Annotated in this window: 18 protein-coding genes; 8 read left to right on the plus strand and 10 right to left on the minus strand. The window is 61.6% G+C overall.

The window, feature by feature from the left end:
- Window positions 1-40: 40 nt before the first annotated feature.
- Together H4V96_RS20915 and H4V96_RS20920 are read right to left on the minus strand one after the other, a co-directional pair.
- Window positions 41-2,206: a M3 family metallopeptidase gene (locus H4V96_RS20915; protein WP_280721142.1), complete on the minus strand. Its 2,166-nt coding sequence runs from the start codon at window positions 2,204-2,206 to the stop codon at window positions 41-43.
- A 154-nt stretch (window positions 2,207-2,360) separates the two neighbouring features.
- The gene (locus H4V96_RS20920; protein ID WP_034753936.1) at window positions 2,361-2,579 is read right to left on the minus strand and encodes a SlyX family protein; all 219 of its coding nucleotides are present in this window, start codon (window positions 2,577-2,579) and stop codon (window positions 2,361-2,363) included.
- A gap of 243 nt (window positions 2,580-2,822) precedes the next feature.
- On the opposite strand from H4V96_RS20920, the gene H4V96_RS20925 reads away from it, so the two are divergent.
- On the plus strand, window positions 2,823-2,981 hold the full coding sequence (locus H4V96_RS20925) for a hypothetical protein (RefSeq protein WP_196856552.1): 159 nt from the start codon (window positions 2,823-2,825) through the stop codon (window positions 2,979-2,981).
- A 7-nt stretch (window positions 2,982-2,988) separates the two neighbouring features.
- On the opposite strand, the gene H4V96_RS20930 is transcribed toward H4V96_RS20925, so the two are convergent.
- The gene (locus H4V96_RS20930; RefSeq protein ID WP_010402092.1) at window positions 2,989-5,049 is read right to left on the minus strand and encodes a UvrD-helicase domain-containing protein; all 2,061 of its coding nucleotides are present in this window, start codon (window positions 5,047-5,049) and stop codon (window positions 2,989-2,991) included.
- A gap of 209 nt (window positions 5,050-5,258) precedes the next feature.
- Between H4V96_RS20930 and H4V96_RS20935 the strand changes: the two genes are divergently transcribed.
- Together H4V96_RS20935 and H4V96_RS20940 are read left to right on the plus strand one after the other, a co-directional pair.
- On the plus strand, window positions 5,259-5,744 hold the full coding sequence (locus tag H4V96_RS20935; protein ID WP_196856551.1) for an SRPBCC family protein: 486 nt from the start codon (window positions 5,259-5,261) through the stop codon (window positions 5,742-5,744).
- Window positions 5,745-5,757: 13 nt separating this feature from the next.
- Complete coding sequence (locus H4V96_RS20940; RefSeq protein WP_196856550.1) at window positions 5,758-5,967, plus strand: hypothetical protein; 210 nt, start codon at window positions 5,758-5,760, stop codon at window positions 5,965-5,967.
- A gap of 18 nt (window positions 5,968-5,985) precedes the next feature.
- On the opposite strand, the gene H4V96_RS20945 is transcribed toward H4V96_RS20940, so the two are convergent.
- Window positions 5,986-7,434, minus strand: coding sequence for a dihydrolipoyl dehydrogenase (locus H4V96_RS20945; RefSeq protein ID WP_196856558.1), 1,449 nt, complete (start codon window positions 7,432-7,434; stop codon window positions 5,986-5,988).
- Between the two features lie 131 nt (window positions 7,435-7,565).
- Here H4V96_RS20945 and H4V96_RS20950 point away from each other — a divergent pair, with 131 nt between their 5' ends.
- The gene (locus H4V96_RS20950) at window positions 7,566-8,456 is read left to right on the plus strand and encodes an ArgP/LysG family DNA-binding transcriptional regulator (RefSeq protein WP_196856549.1); all 891 of its coding nucleotides are present in this window, start codon (window positions 7,566-7,568) and stop codon (window positions 8,454-8,456) included.
- Window position 8,457: 1 nt separating this feature from the next.
- On the opposite strand, the gene H4V96_RS20955 is transcribed toward H4V96_RS20950, so the two are convergent.
- Both H4V96_RS20955 and hemE read right to left on the minus strand, forming a co-directional pair.
- Window positions 8,458-10,539 carry a primosomal protein N' gene (locus tag H4V96_RS20955; protein WP_196856548.1) on the minus strand — a complete coding sequence of 694 codons (2,082 nt, stop codon included), beginning with the start codon at window positions 10,537-10,539 and terminating at the stop codon, window positions 8,458-8,460.
- Between the two features lie 839 nt (window positions 10,540-11,378).
- Window positions 11,379-12,464 carry a uroporphyrinogen decarboxylase gene (gene hemE / locus H4V96_RS20960; RefSeq protein ID WP_029496739.1) on the minus strand — a complete coding sequence of 362 codons (1,086 nt, stop codon included), beginning with the start codon at window positions 12,462-12,464 and terminating at the stop codon, window positions 11,379-11,381.
- 198 nt (window positions 12,465-12,662) lie between these two features.
- Here hemE and H4V96_RS20965 point away from each other — a divergent pair, with 198 nt between their 5' ends.
- From H4V96_RS20965 to H4V96_RS20980, 4 genes are all read left to right on the plus strand, one after another.
- Window positions 12,663-14,606, plus strand: a complete 1,944-nt coding sequence (locus H4V96_RS20965) for a prolyl oligopeptidase family serine peptidase (protein WP_196856547.1) — start codon at window positions 12,663-12,665, stop codon at window positions 14,604-14,606.
- A complete protein-coding gene (locus H4V96_RS20970) occupies window positions 14,603-18,790 on the plus strand; it encodes a DEAD/DEAH box helicase (protein WP_196856546.1) in 4,188 nt (1,395 codons plus the stop codon). The genes H4V96_RS20965 and H4V96_RS20970 overlap by 4 nt, the downstream gene beginning before the upstream one ends.
- A 69-nt stretch (window positions 18,791-18,859) precedes the next feature.
- On the plus strand, window positions 18,860-19,348 hold the full coding sequence (locus H4V96_RS20975) for a hypothetical protein (protein ID WP_010402108.1): 489 nt from the start codon (window positions 18,860-18,862) through the stop codon (window positions 19,346-19,348).
- A gap of 164 nt (window positions 19,349-19,512) precedes the next feature.
- Window positions 19,513-21,375, plus strand: a complete 1,863-nt coding sequence (locus tag H4V96_RS20980; RefSeq protein WP_196856545.1) for a DUF885 domain-containing protein — start codon at window positions 19,513-19,515, stop codon at window positions 21,373-21,375.
- A gap of 159 nt (window positions 21,376-21,534) precedes the next feature.
- On the opposite strand, the gene tatC is transcribed toward H4V96_RS20980, so the two are convergent.
- The 4 genes from tatC to H4V96_RS21000 form a co-directional block, all read right to left on the minus strand.
- Complete coding sequence (gene tatC / locus H4V96_RS20985) at window positions 21,535-22,290, minus strand: twin-arginine translocase subunit TatC (RefSeq protein WP_029496740.1); 756 nt, start codon at window positions 22,288-22,290, stop codon at window positions 21,535-21,537.
- Window positions 22,287-22,820, minus strand: coding sequence for a Sec-independent protein translocase protein TatB (gene tatB / locus H4V96_RS20990; protein ID WP_010402112.1), 534 nt, complete (start codon window positions 22,818-22,820; stop codon window positions 22,287-22,289). Before tatB ends, tatC begins: the two co-directional genes overlap by 4 nt.
- Before the next feature lie 48 nt (window positions 22,821-22,868).
- Complete coding sequence (gene tatA, locus H4V96_RS20995) at window positions 22,869-23,105, minus strand: Sec-independent protein translocase subunit TatA (RefSeq protein WP_196856543.1); 237 nt, start codon at window positions 23,103-23,105, stop codon at window positions 22,869-22,871.
- Window positions 23,106-23,185: 80 nt separating this feature from the next.
- Complete coding sequence (locus tag H4V96_RS21000) at window positions 23,186-23,557, minus strand: histidine triad nucleotide-binding protein (RefSeq protein ID WP_010402115.1); 372 nt, start codon at window positions 23,555-23,557, stop codon at window positions 23,186-23,188.
- Window positions 23,558-23,570: the final 13 nt, after the last annotated feature.

Here is a 23,570-nt window from a genome sequence, read left to right on the forward strand (position 1 = left end):
CACTTCATTGACCCGGCTTTGAGGCCGGCAATACCCCTGTTTACTGACCGTTCAAGCCACGGCGTTGCAGCAGCGGCTCAATCTTCGCATCGCGGCCGCGGAAGTTGCGGTAGATGTCGAGCGCATCGGCGCTGCCGCCGCGCGACAACAGCTTGGCGCGGAACCAGTCGCCGTTCTTGCGCGTCAGGCCGCCGTTTTCCTTGAACCACTCGACCGTGTCGGCATCGAGCTTTTCCGACCACAGATACGCGTAATAGCCAGCCGAATAGCCGCCCGCGAATGCGTGCGAGAAATACGTGGTGCGGTAACGCGGCGGCGCAGGGGCGAAATCGACGCCCGCGTCTTTCAAGGCGGCTTTCTCAAACGCCAGCACGTCGGTCGGGATCTGGGCCGGGGTCAACTGGTGCCAGCGCTGGTCCAGCAGGGCCGATGCCAGGTATTCCGTGGTTTTATAGCCCTGGTTGAAATTGTCGGCTGCCGTCACTTTAGCCAGCAGCTCGGCCGGGATAGCCGCGCCCGTCTGATAATGTTTGGCATAGTTTTGCAGCACTTCGGGCCACAGCGCCCACATTTCATTGACTTGCGACGGGTATTCGACGAAGTCGCGCGGCACGCTGGTGCCGGCGAAGCGCGGGTACTTCACGTTCGAAAACATGCCGTGCAGTGCATGGCCGAATTCGTGGAACATGGTGTTGACTTCGTCAAACGTCATCAGGGTCGGCTGGCCCGCTTCCGGCTTTGGAATGTTCAAGTTATTCGCGATGACCGGCTTGCGGTTCAGCAAGCTCGATTGGCCCACGTAGGCGTTCGCCCAGGCGCCGCCGCGCTTGTTGCTGCGCGCGTAAGGGTCGAGCGTAAAGATGGCCAGTTGCGTGCCGTCTTCATTGAAGACGTCGTACACCAGCATGTCGGATGTGTAGACGGGCAAGTCGGTGCGTTGCTTGAAGCTCAGGCCGTACAATTTTCCAGCGGCAAAGAACACGCCCTTGGTCAATACGCTGTGCATTTCAAAGTACGGTTTTAATTGCGTCTCATCAAAGTTGTAGCGCTCGGCGCGTACCTTGTCGCTGTAGAAAGCCCAGTCGGCGGCGCCCACCTTGAAGCCGCCTTTTCCTGCATCGATAACCTTCTGGATATCGTCTGCTTCACGGCGCGCATTGACGACGGCCGGTTTCGCCAGCTCGCCCAGCAAGGTATTCACGGCGGTGGTGTCGTGCGCCGTCTGGTCTTCCAGTGAATAGGCAGCATAGTTCGGGTAGCCCATCAGCGCAGCACGTTCGGCGCGCAATTTCGCCAATTCCAGTACTTCCTGGGTATTGTCGAACTCGCCACCACGGCTGCCGCGCGCTTGCGCGGCGGCCATGATGCGTTCGCGCACGGCGCGGTTGGTCAGCAGCGACAGCGGTGCCTGGCCCGTCGTGTTGACGAGGGCAATCACATACTTGCCATCGAGGCCGCGCTTCTTGGCCAGGCCGGCGGCCACGTCGATAGCGGCCGGCGACAGGCCGTCGAGCTCTTCGCGCGTGTCGACGACGACGGCCGAGGCGTTCAATTCCTTCAGTACATTTTGTGCGAACTTGGTCGACAGGGCCGCCAGCTGGCCATTGTAGGCGCGCAGCTTTTGCTTGTCGGCCGCCGACAGCTTGGCACCCGCGCGCACGAAGTCGGTGTGGTAGCGTTCCAGCAAGCGTTTCGATTCGGCATCGAGCCCCAGCTTGTCGCGCTTGGCGTACAGACTGTCGATGCGCTTGAACAATTTGTCGTTGAGCATGATCGCGTCGCTGTGGGCTGCCATTTTCGGCGCCAGCTCGCGTTCCAGGCCCTGGATCGTCTCATTCGTATTCGAGCCGGACATCACGGAAAAAACGGTGCGCACGCGGCTCAGCAACTGGCCCGAGCGCTCCATGGCGACAATGGTGTTGTCGAACGTGGCTGGCTTCTTGTTGTCGGCAATCGCGTTGATTTCCGCCAGGTTGGCGGCCATGCCTGCCGTAAAAGCGGGCGCGTAGTCGGCGTCTTGCACCTTGTCGAACGGTGGATAGTAGAACGGCAGGCTGCTGGCCTGCGCAAACGGGTTCGAAGCGGGCAAGGCGGCAGCCGCAGTAGCGGCCGTGGTAGGCGCTGTGGTGGCGGTAGCGGCAAAAGCGGCAGCGGCTGGCGCCAGCATCAAGCTGGCGGCGATGACGAGCATTGTTGGACGGGTCATGTCTTCTTTCAAGAAACGCAAGAGAGCCGCGATTGTGTCGCGGGCCAGCCTGAAATAATAACAGCCTGACACACTTGCGTCATCAGCAATAAACAATGGTGGCGCGCCAGCCGATAATGAACGGTTTTCATGCGCTCCGCGCCAGGATGCCGTATCAATAGTGCGGCGGGCGCTCGTTGACCAGTCCGCCATTCGCCTGCTGCGCGCCGTCGCGCACATGTTCGCCCAGCTTGTGCAACATCGCTTCGAGCTGGTCGATGCGCTTGCCTTGCTGGTACACCATCTGGTTCAGCGACTCGACCAAGTCTTCCTGCTGCGCCAGCTTGATTTCGATATCGACGAAACGTACTTCCATCTGTTCTGCATTATCCATGGTGCTCTCGGTGATTCCTGACTGAAAGGGGGCATTCTACCGCCGCAGCGCCGTGAGCCAGCACAAACCTCGTCCATTCCCCATCGGTCAGGTGGCCATTTCTGCCTATTCTTCACTGATGGCTGAATCAAACCGCTTGACGAATGAGAACAAACAATGGACACGCCTGCGGCTCACGAACCACCGTTGATCGACGCGCGCAAGACGGCACAATAGCGGCGCTGCGAAGACTGCCTGCATGACGTGGCGGCCAGGGCCGACATCACGCGCGAAGGCGCGTATAAAGCCTTGCGCGAAGGCAGCAAACCGCGCTTCGAAACCATTTTAAAGATGCTCGATGCACTGGGCATGCAGCTGGCCATCGTGCCAAAAACCACGCCCGACGGCGCCGTGGAAGCCTGAACGCTGCTTACACTTTCGGCGTGGCCAGCAAGGCCTTCATGCGCGCCAGCCGTTCTTTCGGCGAAATGATTTCCGACTCCGTCGGCACGGCGTCACCCACGTCGAGCTCCATTTCTTTGATGAAACGTGACGGGTCGCAATGGACTTGTTCGCCAGCCCGCTTGCGCTTCTTGCACCAACTGACGTGCAAGGTGCGCTGGGCCCGCGTGATGCCCACATACATCAGCCGCCGCTCTTCTTCGATGCGCGCGGCGATGCTTTCGGCGGGCGCGTCGGGGTCGCCCTTGTGCGGCAGAATCCCCTCTTCCACGCCGACCAGAAACACGTGCGGGAACTCCAGCCCCTTTGACGCGTGCAGGGTGGACATGCGCACGGCATCCTGCTCCTCGTCCTTGCCCTCCAGCATGGTCATCAGGGCCACCATCTGCGTCAATTCCAGCACGTTCTTTTCTTCGCCGTCGCGGTCCTTGCCACCCCTGCCGCGCTCCTTGAGCCAATTGACGAATTCCAGCACGTTCTGCCACTTGCTTTGCGCTTGCCGTTCCTCGAAGGCATCGTACAGATACGATTCGTAGTGGATTTCCTTCATCATGTCGTCCAGCACTTCGGCCGCGTTGTCGCCGCTGCCAGCGGCACCCGGGCGGCTGGCGCGCGATTCGAGGTCGTTGATGAAGTTGCAAAAATCACGCAACGGCCCCAGTTGGCGGTCCGTCAGCTTGGCCTCGATGCCGCCCTTGAACACGGCCTGGAATAGCGAGCACTGCCACTGGCCTGAAAACGCGCCCAGCGCTTCCAAGGTTGACTGCCCCACGCCACGGCGCGGCGTCGTCACGGCGCGGATGAAGGCTGGATCGTCGTCTTCGTTAGCCAGCAAACGCAGGTAGCTGATGATGTCCTTGATTTCCGCCTTGTCGAAGAAGCTCTGGCCGCCCGAAATCGTGTATGGAATACGTTCCTTGCGCAAACATTGCTCGATGATGCGCGCCTGGTGGTTGCCACGGTACAGAATCGCGTAATCGGAAAACTTGTTCTTGCGTTCAAAATGGTCGGCCGAGATCATGATGGCCACTTGCTCCGCCTCTTGCTCGTCCGTCTGCATGCCCAGCACCTTGATCGGCTCGCCCAGGCCATGTTCCGACCACAGCGACTTTTCAAACAGCTTGGGGTTATTGCCGATCACGGCATTGGCAGCATTGAGCACGCGCATGGTGGAGCGGTAATTCTGCTCAAGCTTGATCACGCGTAAATCGGGGAAATCCGTTTCCAGCGTTTTCAGATTTTCCACGGTGGCGCCGCGCCAGGCATAGATGGCCTGGTCGTCGTCACCCACGGCCGTAAACATCGGCTTCTTGCCGATGCCCGTCACCATCAGTTTGACCAGTTCGTACTGACAGGTATTCGTATCCTGATATTCGTCGACGAGCAGGTAGCGCAGGCGGCGCTGCCACTTGTCGCGCACGGGGCCGTTATTGCGGAACAGTTCCACCGGCAAACGGATCAAATCGTCGAAATCGACGGCCTGGTAGGCAGACAGCGTTGCCACATAGCTGCGGTAGATGCGCGCCGCGTTCGCTTCGTCCTCGTCCTTGGCTTGCGCCAGCGCCATGTCCGGATCGATCAAGCCGTTTTTCCACAGCGACATGGCGCTCTGGATGCCACGGATCACCTGTTTATCGGTGGTAATGGCAAGGTCTTGCACCAGCGAAAAACAATCATCGCTGTCCATGATGGAAAAGCGGTCTTTCAAGCCCACGCCATTGGCTTCCTGGCGCAGGATTTTCACGCCCAGCGAGTGGAAGGTCGATACCGTCAACTGCTTCGCCTGGCGTGGCTGTTTCAACAGCTTGGCGATGCGCTCCTGCATTTCCAGCGCCGCCTTGTTGGTGAAGGTCAGGGCGGCGATGGTGCGCGGGTCATAGCCCCGGTCTTCGATCAGGTGAGCGATCTTTTGCGTGATCACGCGCGTCTTGCCCGAGCCGGCGCCCGCCAGCACCAGGCAAGGGCCGTCGAGGTAGGTAACCGCTTCGCTTTGCGGCGCATTCAGACCGAACTGTGGTGCTTTGGACATCAGGGTATTTCCGCAGGGAACAGCAGCCCATTGTAACAGCGTCGCGTCCGCCTTTTGCACGGCCAGATCTGCGCGAAAAACAGGCAATGACATTGATATCTCGCCAATTGCCGCCATCTCGGCCCAGGCAAGGCGTGCGGCCAAGCCAGCGCTAGAGTACCATTCCGCCTATACCGCCCGTGCGCGCCCACTTACCGAATGGCAGTCCCATGAAATTTGAACATCTGATTGAAATCAACGATCCGCTGAACCCGCTGATCGACACCCTGAGCCTGGAACAAGTCTGGCGTGGCCTGGTCTTGCGCGCCGAGTCGCCGAAATTGTTCGTGCCGCACCTGGACGAGTGCCAGATCAGCGAACGCAGCGATGACGGTTTCGCGCGCAGCCTGCGCTATGGCGAGCTGGTCATCAACGATACGGTGCAGCTGCTGCCGCAACTGCAGGTGCGCTATACGGTGCCGGCGCAAAAGGATATCAGCGCGTCCTCGCTGGTGATGACCATCGAGATGCCCGATGAAGCGAGCCTGTGGGTGCGCTTCCAGTACGACGACGGCCACGACGCGGCCACCGATGCAGCCAACGCCATGTACGACGACTTGCGCCGCGCCGCCTACAAGGAGTCCGACATCGACACCGTGCGCATCATGCGCGAGCTGGCCGCCGAGGGACGCCTGGACATCGGCCTGCTCAATTAAACGCTTGCGCTAGATGCGCGCTGCGGCCCCACAGCTGGGCGGAGCGACACTGCAGTCCCGCCTGCTCCGCGCTGGGCACTTCACCGATGGCGTGCAAGTTCTGGCGCGCTCCAGCAACGACGCCAGCGGCGCATCCAGGGTGGCCGTGTCGGGCATCAACGTTGCGCGCTGGGCCACGTTTGGCAGCAAGGTCTGGCGCGATGAGCTCGCCTACAAAATGTAGCTCAAGCATACGCTCGCATCAGACGCCGGGCGAGCAATCGGCGCAGCCGGGTGCGTGTTCAGGGTCTTTTGCCAGGTGCAGCGCCAGCTCGCGCAAGGCCGTGCGCACGCCTTCCTCGATGACGGGGTGGTAAAACGGCATGTCGAGCAGGGCCGGTACCGTCAGCTGGGCTTGGCAAGCCCAGGCCAGCAAGTGACTCAAGTGTTCCGCCCTTGGGCCGATCAGCTCGGCGCCAAGCAAACGCTGGCTGCCAAACTGCGCATACACGCGCAGCAAGCCTTGGTTTTGCAGCATCACTCGGCTGCGGCCCTGGTTGCCGAAGGATACGGCGCCCACGGCAAAACGGCCCGCGTGGCTTGCGCACAATTGCCGGTAGGTGGCGCCCAGGGTAGCGATCTGCGGCTCGGTGAAGGCGATCGTCAATGGCGTGCGGCGCAAGCTCGGCTTGACGTCAGGAAAGCGCGCCGCGTTGTCGCCCGCGATGCGGCCCTCGTCGGCTGCTTCGGGCAGCAGCGCTAATGCGTTGTCGGCATCGCCGGCGATGAAGATGGCACTCTGGCCGCACTGCATGGTGTGCGGGTCATACAGGGGGATACCATGCCGGTCGAGCGCAATTTGCGCCGTTTCCAGGCCGAGTTGATCCACGTTCGGACGGCGACCGATGGCGGCCAGCAAATACTCGAACTGCTCGGTTTTTTCCTGGCCCGCAGCATCGCGGCTGGTCAGCGCGATGGCGCTGCCATCCGGCGTTTTTTCCACGTGCGCCACGCTGGTCTGGAAGCGGATATCGAGTTCGCGCGCCAGCACGGCGCCCGCCTCCTGCAGCACCAGCGGGTCCGTCAGCTGCGCGACATTATTACCGCGCGCAAACAGGGTCACGCGCACGCCCAGGCGAGCCAGCGCCTGACCCAGTTCCAGGCCGATCACGCCGCTGCCGACCACGGCCACGGAGCTGGGCAAGTCGGTCCACTCAAACACGGCGTCGCTGGTAATGACGCGCTCACCCGCCGCCTGCCACTCGGGCGGCACGATGGGCGTGGAGCCGGTGGCGATGACGATGCTGGTGGCCTCGACGATGCTGTGCTCGCCCACCTGCAATTTGCCGGGACCGATAAAGCGTGCGTGGCCGCGCAATTTTTCCTCGTCGGCAATGGCGTCGATGCCGTCGAGCACGAAACCGACAAAGCGGTCGCGCTCGCCGCGCACCCGGTGCATGACTTGCTTGCCGTCGATGCGCACGGAGCCCGGATGCACGCCGAAGCCGGGCGCCGCAGCCACCGCGTGGGCCGCCTCGGCGGCCGCGATCAAGAGTTTGCTGGGCATGCAGCCCACGCGCGCGCAAGTCGTGCCGTACGGCCCGCTTTCGATCATCAGCACGCGCTTGCCCTGCAGGCGCGCCGCCTTGTGCGCCGTCATGCCAGCCGTACCGCTGCCGATCACTGCCACATCGACTTGTCGTGTTTTCATCATGTCACTGATCTCCGCGTCTGATTGCTCATGCGCTTCGATACTACCCGTTTGGCAAAAATAAAGTTTTACTTTGCAGCAATACATGTATTAGTATAACTAATTAATGTATTGATTTATAAGCTGAGCTAATGCTATCACTCGATTATCGCGCGCTGGCCGTGCTGGACGCCGTGGCCAGCCACGGCAGTTTTGACAAGGCTGCTCTCGCGCTGGGCATCACCCAGTCGGCCGTATCGCAGCGCATCAAGGCGCTGGAAGACGCCAGCGGACGCCTGCTGATCATCCGTGGCCAGCCGGCCGTGCCTACGGGCCTGGGCCAGCGCCTGATCGTGCATCACCGCAACGTCAAGCTGATGGAAGCGTCGCTCGACATCGACCTGGGCAATAGTGTCAGCATGCCGGAAATCGCCATCGCCATCGATGCCGACAGCCTGGCCACCTGGTTCCCCGCTACCCTGTCGGCCTTGCTGACGCCACCGCGCTGCCAGCTCGACGTGCGCCTGGCCGACAGCGACAGCGCCTTGCAAATGGTGCGCGATGGCTCCGTGTTTGGCTGCGTGGCGGCCGAAACCGCCACAGCGCCCGATGCGGCGGCGGCCACCAGCGTCACGCCGCTGGGCGTGCTGCGCTATGTCTGCGTGGCCACGCCGGTGTTTGCGGGCCACTGGTTCGGCGATGGTTTCAGTGACGAGGCGGTGCAACTGGCACCCGCCGTGGTGGGCCAGCACGGCTTGCTGGCGCGTTTTCTTGCTGAACAATTGGGCATGCGTGAGCCGTTTCCGCACCACACCTTACCGGTGGAAACGGCGCGCCGCAGCTGCGTCCAGGATGGCCTGGCCTATGGCCTGGTGCCGCAGCGCCTGGCCGCGCCGGCGCTGGCGACAGATCGTCTCGTCGATCTGCTGCCGGGCAGCACTCTGGACGTACCGTTGAGCTGGCATGCCTGGACCCTGGACACGCCATTTACCAAGCTGCTATCCGAGCAGATCGTCAAGTCGGCGCGCGACTACCTGGCGTAATTCAGATATCCAGCGGGTCCACTTCCAGCGACCATTTCACGCGCGTCTTCATGGCGCGCAATTGCGCCAACCATTCCTTTAAAAACGCCTGCAGCGCGGGCCGCGAGGGCGATTCGAGCAGCAGCTGGGCACGGTCCACGTTGTACACGCGCGTCATGCTCATGGGAATCGGATCATTGATGTTCACCTGCGGGTGGGCCATGCATTCCTTGGCCGCCTGCAAGAACTCGATGGCCGTGGCCAGCTCGGGCGCTTCGGCGCGCAGCAGTGCCTGGAACAGATACGGCGGCAGCGCCGCCTGTGCCCGCTCTTCGAGCAAGCTGGTGGCGAAATGCTCGTAATCGTGGTTGACGACGGCGTCGTACAGTGGATGGCGCGCATAGCGCGTCTGGATAAGCACCTCACTGACGCTGCCCCCTTGCGTCTGCGCGGCGCGCCCGGCGCGGCCCGCCACTTGCATCAGCTGGGCAAACAGCCGTTCGCTGGCCCGGTAATCCTGCGAAAACAGGGCCGTGTCCGGGTTCAAAATCCCCACCAGCGTCAGCTTTTTGAAATCGTGGCCCTTGGCCACCATCTGCGTGCCGATCAAAATATCCACTTCACCCCGGTGCACGGTATCGAACGCTGCCTGGGCGCTGCCCTTCTTGCGCGTGGAATCGGCGTCGATGCGCAAAATACGCGCCTCTGGAAACAATTGCTGTAGACCCTCTTCCACCCTCTGCGTACCGCGTCCCAGCGGCTGCAAGTCGACATTGCCGCAGGTGGGGCAATGGCGGGGAATGCGCAATTCCAGGCTGCAATGGTGGCAGCGCAGGCGGTGCTCGGGCTTGTGCAGCACCATGAACGACGTGCAGCGCGTGCAATTGCTGATCCAGCCGCACGATTCGCAGCAAATCACGGGAGAATAGCCGCGCCGATTCAAGAACAGCAGCGACTGTTCGCCCCGCTCCATGCGCAGCTTCAAGGCGGCGATCAGATGCGAGGTCAGGCCATCTTTCGGCCGGTCGCGCTCCATGTCGAGTATTTTGACGCGCGGCAAGACCGCATTTTTCACTGCCCGCTCGCGCAATTCCAGCTTGCGGTAGCGCCCCGTCTGCGCGTGATGCCAGCTTTCCAGCGAGGGCGTGGCCGAGCCCAGCACGATGGGAATCTGCAATTGCCAGGCGCGCCACACGGCCAGGTCGCGCGCCGAATAGCGCAAGCCTTCCTGCTGCTTGTAGGATGGGTCGTGCTCTTCGTCGATGACGATCAGTTTCAATGCCGGCAGCGACGCCAGGATGGCCAATCGCGTGCCAAGAATGATGCGCGCCTGGCCCCGGTGGGCGGCCAGCCAGTGCAGCATGCGCTCGCCTTCCGACAAGCTGCTGTGCAAGGTAGCGAGCATGACGCCGGGAAAGCGCGCGCGAATATTGCCTTCCAACTGGGGCGTCAGATTAATTTCCGGCACCAGGATCAGGATTTGCGCATCATCGTCGCGCGCCAAAACCTGGGCGCAGGCTTGCAGATACACTTCCGTCTTGCCGCTGCCCGTCACGCCGTACAGCAGCGTCGGCTTGAAACCGCGCGCGCCGCCGATGGCGTCCGCCGCCTCTTGCTGGGCGGCATTCAGGAGCGGCATGTTGAGCGGCGTGCCATCGTGCGCGTCGGCCAGCTTGGCCAACTTCTTGATGGCGCGATCCAGCGCCACGGTGGTCAGCACGCGCAAGTTCTTCGGCAAGCCCGGCAAGGCCACTTCGCCCAGCGGGCGCTGGTAATAATCGGCGGCGAAGGCGGCCAGCGCCAGCCACTGTTCCGACAACGGCGCCAGTTGGCTGCGCACGGCCAGCACATCCTTCAATTTCTCGACGGGTACGTCGGTGCTGCTTGAGATGCCGACGATCAAGCCCATCACTTCGCGCCGGCCGAACGGCACCAGCGCCAGCTGCCCCACTCGCGGCAACTGCCCCACTACCGGTACAGGCACGCCAGCATCAGCATCAGCGCCGGCGCCCGGCGGCGCACTCCAGCGGTAATCGAACAGGGCGTTCAAGGGCGTGTCGAGCGCGATTTTCAGGATGCACGACGTCAAAATGCGCTGCGGCATGGGAGGGGTGGCCTATCTCAATAAAAAAGCGCGCCGCAGGGTCGATGGCGCGGCGCAATGTCAGGCATCAAGCCAGCGGGCCATGATACTTGTTTCGTCCGTCAAACGCCTAACGGCAGACACGAGCGCGTGCCATGCTGCCAAAAAGAAATTCTGTGGATAACTTTGTGGACAAAGCAAAATTAACTTTCATAAAAATGTGGATAGAAAATTTTGATCGCCGTCAAGAGGGGGAGGAAAGAAAAATTAACTATTTAAAATCAATGACTTAAAAATTTACCTCTGGGAGGTGATAAATCCGTGAGGCATTTCCGCCGCTGTGCATAACTGCAGCATTTGTCATTTTTTTGTACAGAAATAAGCACCATTTAGAGGCATCCGATCGACGCAAACGGGGGCGGCATACAGCAAAGTTGACAATTCCGGGGCAAGCCTTTGTCTTGGCCTGCCGAGTGATGAAACATTGTTCAATGATTATGCTCTGCAGCATGCACTCCAGTTAAAACCTGAATCTCGACGCTCCATACCGATGGACAACTATTTTTCAATTTTATCCACAGCATCTGTTGATAACTTTGTGGACAATGAAGGAACAAGGCTGCCAAGCGGAAGAACAACCTGAGCAATTGCCACAAAGTGCGCCTGGTGCTGAATTTTTATTTCTTAATAATCAAGCACTTGCAGAGCATCCCTGGGCATGGATTTTCAACTGCCTCATATTTCCGCAGAAAAAAAATTGTGCATAAGTCGGCATTTCCTGCCAGGGCGCAGTAAAGAAAAAGGCAGGCTTCCGCGGGAAAGCCTGCCTTTTTTGCCCCTGCACCAGGGGACGCGGCAACTTACTGGCCGCTGCGCATGGCGCGGCTCATGCTGTGCACGGCTTCCACCATGGCATGCACCGATTCCGGCGGCGTGAACTGGGAAATGCCATGGCCCAGGTTGAATACGTGGCCCGTGCCGGCCGATGGCGCGCCAAAGGCGTTGAGCACTTTCGCCACTTCGGCGCGGATCTGCTCGGGACTGGCGAACAGGATGGCGGGGTCGAGATTGCCCTGCAAGCCCACTTTATGCCCGACCAACTGGCGCGCGCGCGTCAGGTTGACGGTCCAGTCCAGGCCCACGGCATCGGCGCCTATGTCGGCGATCTGCTCGATCCACTGGCCGCCGCCCTTGGTAAACACGATGGCGGGAATCTTGACGCCATCCTTGTCGCGTTTCAGCTGTGCCACCACCTGCTGCATGTAGGCCAGCGAGAATTCCTGGTAGGCACCATCGGCCAGCGCGCCGCCCCAGGAGTCGAAAATCATCACGGCTTGCGCGCCGGCATCGATTTGCGCATTCAGGTACTGCGCCACGGAAGTGGCATTGATGGCCAGGATGTGGTGCATCAGGTCAGGGCGGTTGTACAGCATCTTCTTGATGGTATGGAACTCTTTCGAGCCGCTGCCTTCCACCATATAGCACGCCAGGGTCCATGGGCTGCCGGAAAAACCGATCAGCGGCACGCGGCCATTGAGTTCCGTGCGGATCTGCGTGACCGCCTTGAAAACGTAGTCGAGCGACGCCAGGTCCGGCACCTGCAGCGCCTTCACATCGTGCTCCGTGCGCAGCGGGCGCTCGAACTTCGGCCCTTCGCCATCGGCAAAATACAAGCCCAGGCCCATCGCGTCAGGCACCGTCAGGATGTCGGAAAACAGGATGGCGGCGTCGAGCGGGAAGCGCTCCAGCGGCTGCAAGGTCACTTCGGTGGCGTAATCGGGATTCTTTGCCAAGCCCAGGAAGGAGCCGGCCCGCTCGCGCGTGGCGCGGTACTCGGGCAGGTAGCGGCCCGCCTGGCGCATCAGCCAGACTGGGGTGTGCTCGGTCGGCTGGCGCAGCAAGGCGCGCAGGAAAGTATCATTCTGGAGCGGAGCAAATTGTGGCATGGCAGGCAATCGAGCTTGGAGAAGCGATATTATCGCATCCAATCGCTGCCATTTCATTGATTCCAGTGCCGCTTTACAGCATTTGCCACGCACAGCGATGTCTTTCGTTGTGCCAGCCCTTCCATTATGATGATGCACGCCGCCGCGCTGCCTGACGCCGCCCGGCGGCCCTTCTTCCCATTACGACACGGAGCCCGCATGACCTCGACCGCATCCAGCACCCCTTATGGCATTTGGCCATCGCCGATCAGCGCGGCCATCGTCGCCGCTGGCGCCTCGCCGCTGACGCAGCTGGCCCTGGGCGGTGCCGATGGCAGCGACGTGTTCTGGCTGGCCGGGCGCGCCAGCGAGGCCGGCCGTAACACCCTGCTGCGCCAGCGCGGCGCCAGAGTCGATGAATTGACGCCGGCGCCCTTCAATGTGCGCACCCGCGTGCATGAATACGGCGGCGCTGCGTATGCGATCGCGGGCGATACCGTGTATTTCTCGCATTTTGCAGACAATTGCCTGTACCGCGTCGCCGGCGACGGCGCGCCGGAAGCGCTCAGCAAGGGCGGCAACACGCGCCACGCAGACTTCGTCGTCGATGCAGCCCGCTGCCGCCTGATCAGCGTGCGCGAGCAGCATCCGGACACCGGCCATGCGCACCCGGAAAATTGCCTGGCGGCAGTCGGCTTCGACGGCCGCGAAACGGTGCTGGCGCATGGTCACGACTTTTATGCGGCGCCGCGCTTGTCGCCGGACGGCAGCCAGCTGGCCTGGATCAGCTGGGACCACCCGCGCCTGCCTTGGCAAGGCACGGAACTGTGGCTGGCCGACGTGCACGCGGACGGCACGCTGGGTTCGCCACGCCTGATCGCTGGCGGCGCGCGCGAATCGATCTGCCAGCCGGAATGGTCGCCGAATGGCTTGCTGCACTTCGTTTCCGACAGCAGCGGCTGGTGGAATCTGTACCGCCTGCACGGCGCCGACATCGAGGCGCTATGCCCGATGGACGCGGAATTTGCCACGCCGCACTGGACCTTCGGCGCCAGCATGTACGGCTTTCTTTCCGACGACGAGATCGTCTGCACGTATATCCAGGCCGGCATCAGCTACCTGGCGCAATTGAACGTGGCGGCGGCCAAGCTCGAGCCGATTGCCCACCCCTACCAGGAAATCCGCGAACTGCGCGTGGGCCCCGGCTGTGTCGTACTGCTGGGCGGTAGCCCCACCATCGCGCTGGAACTGGCGCGCATCGACTTGTCGAACCATGAGCTGGAAGTGCTGGCGCAGTCGATCGCACACTTGCCCGCGCTCGCTTACCTGTCGGTGCCGCGCAGCTTGAGTTTTCCTAGTAGCAATGGCCGCACGGCTTACGCCTTCTTTTATGCGCCCGCCAATGGCGACGTGCAGGCGCCGGCGGGCACCTTGCCGCCCGTCATCGTCATCAGCCATGGCGGCCCCACCAGCATGGCCAGCAATACCTTGAAACTGGCGACGCAGTACTGGACCAGCCGCGGCATCGGCGTGCTCGACGTCAACTATGGCGGCAGCAGCGGCTTCGGCCGCGAATACCGCGACGCGCTGCGCGGGCAATGGGGCATCGTCGACGTGGAAGACTGCATCGCCGGCGCGCGCTACCTGGCGAGCAATGGCCTGGCCGACCCCGAGCGCCTGATCATCCGCGGCGGCAGCGCGGGCGGCCTGACGACCCTGTGCGCGCTGACCTTCCACGACGTCTTCAAGGCCGGTGCCAGTTACTATGGCGTATCCGACCTGAAGGGCCTGGACAACGATTCGCACAAGTTCGAATCGCGTTACACCGACTACCTGATCGCCTCGCAGCCGCAAGCCGAAGCGCTGTACCGTGAACGCTCGCCCATCCACCACACGGATAAACTGTCGCGCCCGATGATTTTCTTCCAGGGCCTCGATGACAAAGTGGTGCCGCCGCAGCAGTCGCAGCTGATGGTCGACGCCTTGCAGGCGCGCGGCGTGCCGGTCGCCTATGTGCCGCTCGAAGGCGAGGGACACGGCTTCCGCAAGGCGGAAAACATCGTGCGCACCCTGGACGCGGAACTGTATTTCTACCAGCGCGTGTTCGGCCTGCCTGTGGCGGCCGGCGAGCCTGCCGTACATATCGCCAATTTGCCCGCATGACCGAGCCGCATCCAGACCAGCTGCTGCTGGACGAATTCGCCGCCCTGCAGCAGCACGAAAAAATGATCCTGGCCTTGCTGGCCATCGCGGGCGAACCGGTGGGCAAGCATGCCGTGTATGAACACTTGCAGCGCGCCAATATCGTCGAGCCGGACGGCACGCCATTTTCCCTGCTCACCATCACGGGCATGCTGCAACATTTGGCGCGGCATGCGCTGGCGTTGGAAGTGGTGGGACGGGGCTTTGCCTGCGAGGCGAAGCTGCGCTGGCCCGCCATGCGCGCCGCCATCGAGCACCTGGCGTTTCGCGACCTGTGCCAGGCTATCGAGCTGATCAACCCCGTACGCCGCAACTGGGATGGCTATGTGGAGCTGCGCAGCTACCGGCAAGGCGTGGCGCGCCTGCGCATCGCCCTGCTGCGCAATGACGAAGTGCGTCATGTGAGCGCCATCCTGACCGCCTGCATGGCCTGCTATGAAGCGCAGCAACTGCATCCGCTGATCGAGATCTTCGGCCGCCCGTTCGAGCCGGAAATGCTGTCTTTCGTCATGCCGCAGCTGCAAGACGACATTCTCGCCGTGCTGCTGGGCAACGCCCCGCGCGAGCCGGCCACGGCGCGCGCCATCCGCGCGTATGCGCGCGCACACCATGCGCGCCAGGCGGCGGCCGGCGACCATATCGGCGCCGCGCTGCCGTTGGCCCTGGCCGAGGACGCCCTGCTGTGCGGCGAACTCGACGCGGCCGCCAGCTACCTGGCGGGCCAGCAGGGCGCGCAAGCGCTGTTTGTCGACAGCAGCATCGTGCTCTTGCGCGGCGAACAAGCGCACGCCATAGCGGGCTTTGAAATCGCCCTGAAAGGGCTGCGCAAGGAGGCCGGCAAGCGCAAGCTGTGCTTCAGCGGCATCGGCGGCCACCTGTACGTGCTGGCCCTGCTGCGCGGCAATGATGCCAAGCTGCTCAAAAGCGCGGAAGCTTACCTCGATATCGCACTGCATGCGCAGCCGAACCACGACAGCATCGTCTACCAGCAGCTCAACACCTTGCGCCTGGTGCGCGCCGGCGTACTGCTGGCGCAAAGCATCGCCACGCGCAACTGGGAAACGGGCTTGCAGGCGCAGTTGTTCCAGGCCTTGCTGTACTACTGGCTTGCGCTACCGCAATTGAACGAACGCAAGGACCAGCTGCACTTGCTGGTACAGCAAGCCGATGCCGCCGGCTACGATTTGATCGCGGCGCAGGCGGCCGGCTTGCTGGGCTTGATGGGCGAGCCGCAGCAGGAGCGCTATGCGACGGCCAAGCGGGCGCAGCACGGCTTGACCGATATGGCGCCGTGGTTCGAGCGCCAGGAAGCGTGGCAGCGCCAGCTGAGCGCACTGATCAACCTGCAGCAAGATGCTCCCGCCGAGGCCATCGGCAGCGTCTCGCGCCTGGTGTGGCTGGTGGCGTTCGACCCGCGCTTCGGCCTCACGGCCGTGGAAGTGCGCGAGCAGAAACGCGACGCGCGCGGCGGCTGGAGCAAGGGCCGCGCCATGGGCTTGAAACGCCTGGCCGAAGCGGCAGGCGACATCGATTTCCTCACGCCGCAGGACGCTCGCGCGGCTGGCAGCATCGCGCCCTTCAAACAGTATTATTCGTCGGCAGCGCGCTATGAAATCGAACTGGACAAGGCCGCCCTCTTGCTGGTCGGCCACCCGCTCGTCTTCTGGCTCGACGCGCCCGAGACGCGCGTGGAACTGATCGCCGGCGCGCCCGAACTGCTGATCAAGTCGCACGAGGGGCAGCTCTGGCTGGGCATGCAGCCCCCCTTGCCCGACAACGGCAGCAATGTGGTGCTGCAGCGCGAAACGCCGACGCGCTTGCGCGTGGTACACATCCTCGACGAGCACCGGCGCATCGGCGCCATCGTGGGCCTGGGCCTGTCCGTGCCGCTGCATGCGGAAAAACAGGTCATGCAAGCAATCGGCGCCATCTCATCCATGGTCACGGTGCAATCGGATATCGGCGGCGGCGAAGCGGAAACGATCACGGCCGACCAGCGTCTGCATGTGCACCTGCTGCCCTACCAGCAGGGCTTGAAAATGCAGATTTTAGTCCGCCCGCTGCTCGATAACGGCGCCTATTACGCGCCCGGCAGCGGCGCCGAAAGCGTGTTTGCCGACGTGGCGGGCCGCGCCGTGCAAGCACGGCGCGACCTGAACGCAGAACGCGAAGCGCAGCGCCAGCTGATCGGGCGTTGCCTGGTGCTGGAAGAGGCGCAAGAAGAGCATGGCGAGTGGCTGTTGGGCCAGCCTGCCCTGGGCTTGCAATTGCTGCTGGAATTACAGGCGCTGGACCCCGCCGCTGTCGGCTCCGGCATTGTGCTGGCCTGGCCCGAAGGCGAAACCATGCGCGTGTCGAAACGCATCGACAGCGGCCAGATGCGATTGAATATCAGGAGCGAAAAAGACTGGTTTGCCGCCAGCGGCGAGGTGCAGATCGATGAAGACAAGGTGATGGATTTGCGCGCCTTGCTGGATTTGATGCAGAACAATAAGGGCCGCTTCGTGGCCCTCGGTGACAACCAGTTCCTGGCCCTCAGCGACGAATTGCACCGGCGCCTGTCGGAATTGGCCGCCTACGGCGAAACGCAGGCCGATGGTGTCCGCGTCCACCCGCTGGCCGCCTTCGCGCTCGAAGAGCTGGCCAACGATGCCGGCGGCGTCAAGGCCGACCAACTGTGGCGCGAGCACTTGCTGCGCCTGCGCGCCCTCGACGACTATCAGGCACAACTGCCCAGCACCCTGCAAGCCGACTTGCGCGACTATCAGCTGGCCGGTTTCGAATGGCTGGCGCGCTTGGCGCACTGGGGCGTGGGCGCCTGCCTGGCCGACGACATGGGCTTGGGGAAGACCTTGCAGGCGCTGGCGCTGATCCTGGCGCGCGCGCCCAACGGCCCCACTTTGGTGGTGGCACCCACGTCCGTGTGCATGAACTGGATCAGCGAAGCGCAGCGCTTCGCGCCGACCTTGAAGATCAAACTGTTCGGTAGCGGCGACCGGGCCGACATGCTCGATACCTTGCAGCCATTCGACGTGGTGGTGGCCAGCTATGGCTTGCTGCAGCAGGAAGCGAGCATGTTTGCCGGCGTGCGCTGGCATAGCATCGTGCTTGACGAAGCACAAGCGATCAAGAATGGCGCCACCAAGCGCTCGCAAGCCGTGATGGCCCTGCAAGGCGATTTCCGCATGGTAGCCAGCGGCACGCCGCTGGAAAACCATTTGGGCGAATTGTGGAACCTGTTCCGCTTCATCAACCCAGGCTTGCTGGGCACTCTCGATCAATTTAACCTGCGCTTTGCCGGTCCGATTGAAAAAGATCAGGACAAGCGGGCGGCGGCCGGCGCGCGCTTGCGGCTGCGCCGCTTGATCGCGCCATTCATCTTGCGCCGCACCAAGACGCAAGTACTGTCGGAATTACCGTCCCGTACGGAGATTGTGCTGGAAGTGGAACTGTCGCCGCAGGAAACGGCGCTGTACGAATCCTTGCGCCGCGAAGCACTGGAAAAGCTGGCCATGCTGGAAGGGCCGGCGTCAAAGAAAGCCATCCAGATCCTGGCGGAAATCATGAAGTTGCGCCGCGCCTGCTGCAATCCGCAACTGGTGGCGCCGGAACTGGGCCTGGCCAGCAGCAAGCTGGCGGCCTTCGCCGAATTGCTCTCGGGCTTGCTGGAAAACCGCCACAAAGTGCTCGTCTTCAGCCAGTTCGTCGATCATTTGACCCTGCTGCGCCAGCACCTCGAACAGCATGGCGTCAGCTACCAGTATCTCGACGGCAGCACGTCCATGCAGGAGCGCAAGCGCCGGGTCGACGCCTTCCAGGCAGGCGAAGGCGATGTCTTCCTGATCAGCCTGAAAGCGGGCGGCATGGGCATCAACCTGACGGCGGCCGATTATGTGATCCACATGGACCCATGGTGGAATCCGGCCGTGGAAGACCAGGCCTCGGACCGCGCCCACCGCATGGGGCAATTGCGCCCCGTGACGATTTACCGGCTGGTGGCGAAACACACGATCGAGGAAGGCATCGTCGAATTGCACCAGCATAAGCGCGACCTGGCCGACAGCTTGCTGGAAGGCAGCGACGCGGCAGCGCGCATGTCGGCCAGCGACATGCTGGGCATGCTGCAGGAGGGCTTGAAGCAATGAGATTGAAAAAATGAACGGGGGAACCGCGTTCCATGCGATGATCGTTTTTCCCCGTTTTTATCCGACCCCATGACCGACTTTATCGCCACCAGCGCCGGCCAGCGCGCCACCTTTTTGTGCGGCAAATCCTGGACCGCCTACGTCAGCACTTTCGTCGTTGCCGTGCTGCTATTCTTTGCCGCCCTGCCACTGGCTTTCAAGTACAACACGCGCGCCGCCTTGGTGGTGCTGATCGGCTCAGCCCTGATCGTCACCTACCGCCTGCTGACCATCCGCAGCTATCAGCTTTACATTGATGAGGCAGGCGTCTGGCTGGCGTCCGGCATCTTGCCGTGGAAAAAGAAACTAATGGGCGTCAAATGGCGCGACATGGACGAAGCCGTCTATGAAACCAATTTCTGGAGCTGGCTGTTCCAGTCCTACACCGTGCGCGTCAGCCAGCGCTACACGCAAGACATCGGCATCCATGCCACCGGCATGGCGCGCGGCAAGGATGCCGTCGCGACCCTGAATGCGCGTCACCAAGAAATGCTGCAAGGCAGCGCCATCGTCGTCTAGCGGGATTGGCAGAAAGGCAAAAAACTGCGCAAGCGCGGCAATTAATGCTAATCTTTGGCCGCCCTGGCAAGCAAAGCCAACCTTTCAATAGTTGTTTGTTACTTATATTATCAGTTTATTATTTTATGATTAAAACAAACGACGATATATTCAAGAGATAAACTATGCAAATAAAAAATAAAGTTGTGCTCGCCGCATTGATGATGGCCTTTACCCTGACACCGGCCAGCGCCGCCAAGAAGCCGCAGAAAAGCAGCAAGGCCAGCACCAGCAGCAGCAAGAAAAAAACCGGCGTCAAGAAAGCGGCCGTCGTCACGGCAGCCACGGCAGCGACGGTCGCGGCCGTCGCCAGCGAGAACAGCAGCGACCGCTCCATGAATAACCTGAGCGGCCAATTCCTGACGGCGCTGTGGCGCCTCGACCCGGAAAGCGCGATTTCGGTCGGTAAATACGATGGCGCGGCCAACCTGAGCATCCCCGACGCGGCCAGCCGCCAGAAACAACTGGCCTTCATCGAAGAATGGCTGGGCAAGTTCGGCAAGCTCAATGCCAGCAAAATGTCGGACAAGCAACGCACCGACCTGGCCTTGCTGACGAATAAACTGCAATCGGACCGCTGGAATCTGACCACCTTGCGCGAATTCGAATGGAACCCCGCCCTATACAACGTGGCCGGTTCCATCGACTTCATCCTGAACACGGAATACGCGGCGCAGCCGCAGCGCCTGCGCACCTTGCTCAAGCGCATCGCCAGCGTGCCGCAATACTATGCGGCCGCGCGCGCCAGCATCGTCAACCCCACGCGCGAACACACGCAGCTGGCCATCGCCCAGAGCGCCGGCGTGCTCAGCGTGCTCGACGACCTGAACAAGACGGCACAGGGCTCCATCCTGACAGCGACGGAAAAACAGCTGTACAACGCCCACATCGCCGCAGCCCGCACGGCAGTGCAAGGCTATGCGGCCTGGCTGACGGAGCAAGATGGCGCGCTGGCGCAGAACGGCAACGCGCGCTCCTTCCGCATCGGCAAAGACTTGTACGAACAGAAATTCGCCTACGATATCCAGGCCAGCGTGAGTGCCGAGCAGATGTACCAGAAAGCCCTGGCCGCGCGCGAAAAGCTGCTCGAGCACATGGATAGCCTGTCCGACGAGCTGTGGCTAAAAACCATGGGCGCCACGGCCAAGCCGACGGACCGCACGGCGAAGATCGGCATGGTCATCGACAAGCTGTCCAGCAAGCATGTGGCGGCCGCCGATTTCGTGCCGGAAATTCGTCGCCAGATCCCACAATTGCAGGAATGGGTCAGCAGCCACAATCTGCTGACGATGGATCCGAAAAAGCCGCTGGTCGTACGTGAAACGCCCGCTTACCAGCGCGGCGTGGCTGGCGCCAGCATCGAGGCGCCCGGCCCGTATCGCCCGCAGGACCGCACCTATTACAACGTGACGCCGCTCGACGGCGAAACGCCGGAACAGGCGGAAAGCAGCTTGCGCGAGTACAACCACTGGATCTTGCAGATCCTCAATATTCACGAAGCCATTCCCGGCCATTACACGCAGCTCGTGTACGCCAACAAGTCGCCCTCGCTGGTCAAGTCCATCTTTGGCAATGGCGCCATGATCGAAGGCTGGGCCGTGTATGGCGAACGCATGATGCTCGAATCGGGCTATGGCGATAACGCGCCGGAAATGTGGCTGATGTACTCGAAGTGGAATTTGCGCAGCGTCACCAACACCATCCTCGACTACAGCGTGCACGTGCTGGGCATGACGCAAGCACAGGCGCTCGACCTGCTGACGCGCCAGGCCTTCCAGACCAAGCGTGAAGCGACGGAAAAATGGCGCCGCGTACAGTTGAGCTCGGTGCAACTGACCAGCTACTTCAGTGGCTATAGCGAAATCATGGACTTGCGCGAACAGCGCAAGCAGGCACTGGGCAGCAAATTCGTGCTGAAGGATTTCCATGAGCAATTCCTCAGCTACGGCAGCGCGCCCGTGAAAGTCATCAAGGAATTGATGAATTAAGCGCTACGCATCGTCTGCTGGCAAAGGGCGCTGCTGCGCCCTTTTTGCATTGGTTTGTATCACCGCAAACTACCGGCTACCCTGTCTATGAAAAAGCCGCTGCTCCCGGAAGAGATCAGCGGCTTTTGCCTGGGTATCGTGCCCGTGTCAGCTTGCTGTCTAGGACGCTTCTTCGGGCGCCTGGGTAACCTTGACGAAGATGGGCGCCACCAGCAGGCCCAGCTCGAACAATAGGCACATCGGGATGGCCAGCGAAAACTGACTGACCACGTCCGGCGGTGTGACGATGGCGGCAATCACGAAGGCGCCGACGATGACGTAGGGGCGTACTTCCTTGAGTTTCGCGACGCTGACCAGGCCCATGCGCACCAGGATCACCACCACCACCGGCACTTCGAACGTGGCGCCAAAGGCCAGGCACATCGACATGACGAAGTCGAGGTAGTTTTCGATATCGGGCGTGACGGCAATCGAGGATGGCGAAAAGTCACTGATGAAGTGAAACACGCGGCCAAAGACAAAGAAGTAGCAAAAGGCCACGCCGGCCATGAACAGCAGCGACGAAGAAATAACGAGCGGCGCGATCAGGCGCTTTTCATGCGTGTACAGGCCGGGCGCGATAAACGCCCACATCTGGTATAGCACCCAGGGCAAGGCGACGATGAAGGCGATCACCAGGGTCACTTTCATCGGCACCAGGAACGGTGAGATGACGCCGGTGGCGATCATTTTCGAGCCGGCCGGCAGCGAGGCGATCATCGGTTCGGCGATAAAGTCGTAGATCTGCGCGGGACCGGGCCAGTAGAACAGCACGGCGCAGACCACGGCGATGCCGATCGAGGCCTTGACCAGGCGGTTGCGCAGCTCGACCAGATGCGAGATAAAGGTTTCTTCCACCGGGGATTTGCTACTCATGAGTAAAAGGAGGAGGAATTGGCGCGCGGACGGAAACGCGCCACGCGGGCCGCTGCCGACTGCACATGCAGCTTGCCGCCATGGCGCTGCTTGTACCAGCCGGGAATGGCGGAATTGCGCACCAGCTTCTTGCGGCGAAATTCGCGCGCCTTGCGGGCCAGGTCATCGTTGGTGGCGCGCAGCATGGCTTCGTGAGGATCGTGCTGCCCATCGTCCGCGCTGGCATCGCCGCGCCAGGCGTTTTCCACCTCGGCCAGGTTGCCGGAGATCGAGTTTTCCACGCCATGGATGGATTTCTCCACGCTTTGCTTGACTGAATGGGCGGCATCCTGCACTTCCTTCTGCAGGTTTTTCAGCTCTTCCATTTCAATTTCGCGCGAGACTTCGGATTTCACCTGGTTCAGGTAGCGTTGCGCGCGGCCGTACAGGGTACCGGCCATGCGCGCTACTTTCGGCAGCTTTTCAGGGCCGATGACTATCAACGCTACCACGCCGATGATGGCGATTTTAGAGAGACCGATATCGATCATAAGCGCACAAGAGCTGTTACCGGATGAGGCAAGCGCCCCACCACGCTATCAGAACTTGCTTTTCTCTTTCGTCTCGACGTCGACGGTGCTTTTATCGGCCACTTGCGATGGCGCAGCAGGAGGGGTATTGGCAGCCGGGACATCATCTCCACCCTTGACGCCATCCTTGAAGCCTTTGACGGCCTTGCCGATATCACCGCCCATATTGCCCAGTTTCTTGGTGCCGAAGACCAGCATCACAATGACCAGAACGATCAGCCAGTGCCAAATACTCAATGAACCCATCACATTCTCCTTGCGGGACGGTGCCCGAATAGCGTCAACCAATGCCGATAGTATACACGCGAACCCGGCGCACGGCGAAATCAGTGCTGGCCGCGCCAGGGGCGGGGACCACCATACACATGCATGTGCAAGTGATACACCTCTTGCCCGCCATCGGGGCCGCTGTTGATCATGGTCTTGAAGCCGCCGGCAGGCGTGCCATCGACGTCATAGCTGACGGCGCAACCGAACTCGGCTGCGAGCTTCGGCGCCAGGCGCAGCAGCTTGCCCAGCATTTCCGTATGGCGATCGTCGCAGTCCGACAGGCTGGCCACATGGTGCTTGGGAATGAGCAGCAAATGCACGGGGGCGGCCGGATTGATGTCTTTGAAGGCGAGCAAGTCTTCGTCTTCATACACGATGGAAGAAGGAATTTGTTTTGCCACAATCTTGCAAAAAATACAGTTATCCATGCACGCTCCAGTA

The sequence above is a fragment of the Janthinobacterium sp. CG_23.4 genome (genome assembly GCF_029892305.1).
Classification (GTDB): domain Bacteria; phylum Pseudomonadota; class Gammaproteobacteria; order Burkholderiales; family Burkholderiaceae_D; genus Janthinobacterium; species Janthinobacterium lividum_D.

Coding starts and splice junctions, on each gene's coding strand:
- H4V96_RS20915 (WP_280721142.1), bottom strand. CDS start 2,206: ATGACCCGTCCAACAATGCTCGTCATCGCCGCCAGCTTGATGCTGGCG.
- H4V96_RS20920 (WP_034753936.1), bottom strand. CDS start 2,579: ATGGATAATGCAGAACAGATGGAAGTACGTTTCGTCGATATCGAAATC.
- H4V96_RS20930 (WP_010402092.1), bottom strand. CDS start 5,049: ATGTCCAAAGCACCACAGTTCGGTCTGAATGCGCCGCAAAGCGAAGCG.
- H4V96_RS20935 (WP_196856551.1), top strand. CDS start 5,259: ATGAAATTTGAACATCTGATTGAAATCAACGATCCGCTGAACCCGCTG.
- H4V96_RS20940 (WP_196856550.1), top strand. CDS start 5,758: ATGCGCGCTGCGGCCCCACAGCTGGGCGGAGCGACACTGCAGTCCCGC.
- H4V96_RS20945 (WP_196856558.1), bottom strand. CDS start 7,434: ATGAAAACACGACAAGTCGATGTGGCAGTGATCGGCAGCGGTACGGCT.
- H4V96_RS20950 (WP_196856549.1), top strand. CDS start 7,566: ATGCTATCACTCGATTATCGCGCGCTGGCCGTGCTGGACGCCGTGGCC.
- H4V96_RS20955 (WP_196856548.1), bottom strand. CDS start 10,539: ATGCCGCAGCGCATTTTGACGTCGTGCATCCTGAAAATCGCGCTCGAC.
- hemE (WP_029496739.1), bottom strand. CDS start 12,464: ATGCCACAATTTGCTCCGCTCCAGAATGATACTTTCCTGCGCGCCTTG.
- H4V96_RS20965 (WP_196856547.1), top strand. CDS start 12,663: ATGACCTCGACCGCATCCAGCACCCCTTATGGCATTTGGCCATCGCCG.
- H4V96_RS20970 (WP_196856546.1), top strand. CDS start 14,603: ATGACCGAGCCGCATCCAGACCAGCTGCTGCTGGACGAATTCGCCGCC.
- H4V96_RS20975 (WP_010402108.1), top strand. CDS start 18,860: ATGACCGACTTTATCGCCACCAGCGCCGGCCAGCGCGCCACCTTTTTG.
- H4V96_RS20980 (WP_196856545.1), top strand. CDS start 19,513: ATGCAAATAAAAAATAAAGTTGTGCTCGCCGCATTGATGATGGCCTTT.
- tatC (WP_029496740.1), bottom strand. CDS start 22,290: ATGAGTAGCAAATCCCCGGTGGAAGAAACCTTTATCTCGCATCTGGTC.
- tatB (WP_010402112.1), bottom strand. CDS start 22,820: ATGATCGATATCGGTCTCTCTAAAATCGCCATCATCGGCGTGGTAGCG.
- tatA (WP_196856543.1), bottom strand. CDS start 23,105: ATGGGTTCATTGAGTATTTGGCACTGGCTGATCGTTCTGGTCATTGTG.
- H4V96_RS21000 (WP_010402115.1), bottom strand. CDS start 23,557: ATGGATAACTGTATTTTTTGCAAGATTGTGGCAAAACAAATTCCTTCT.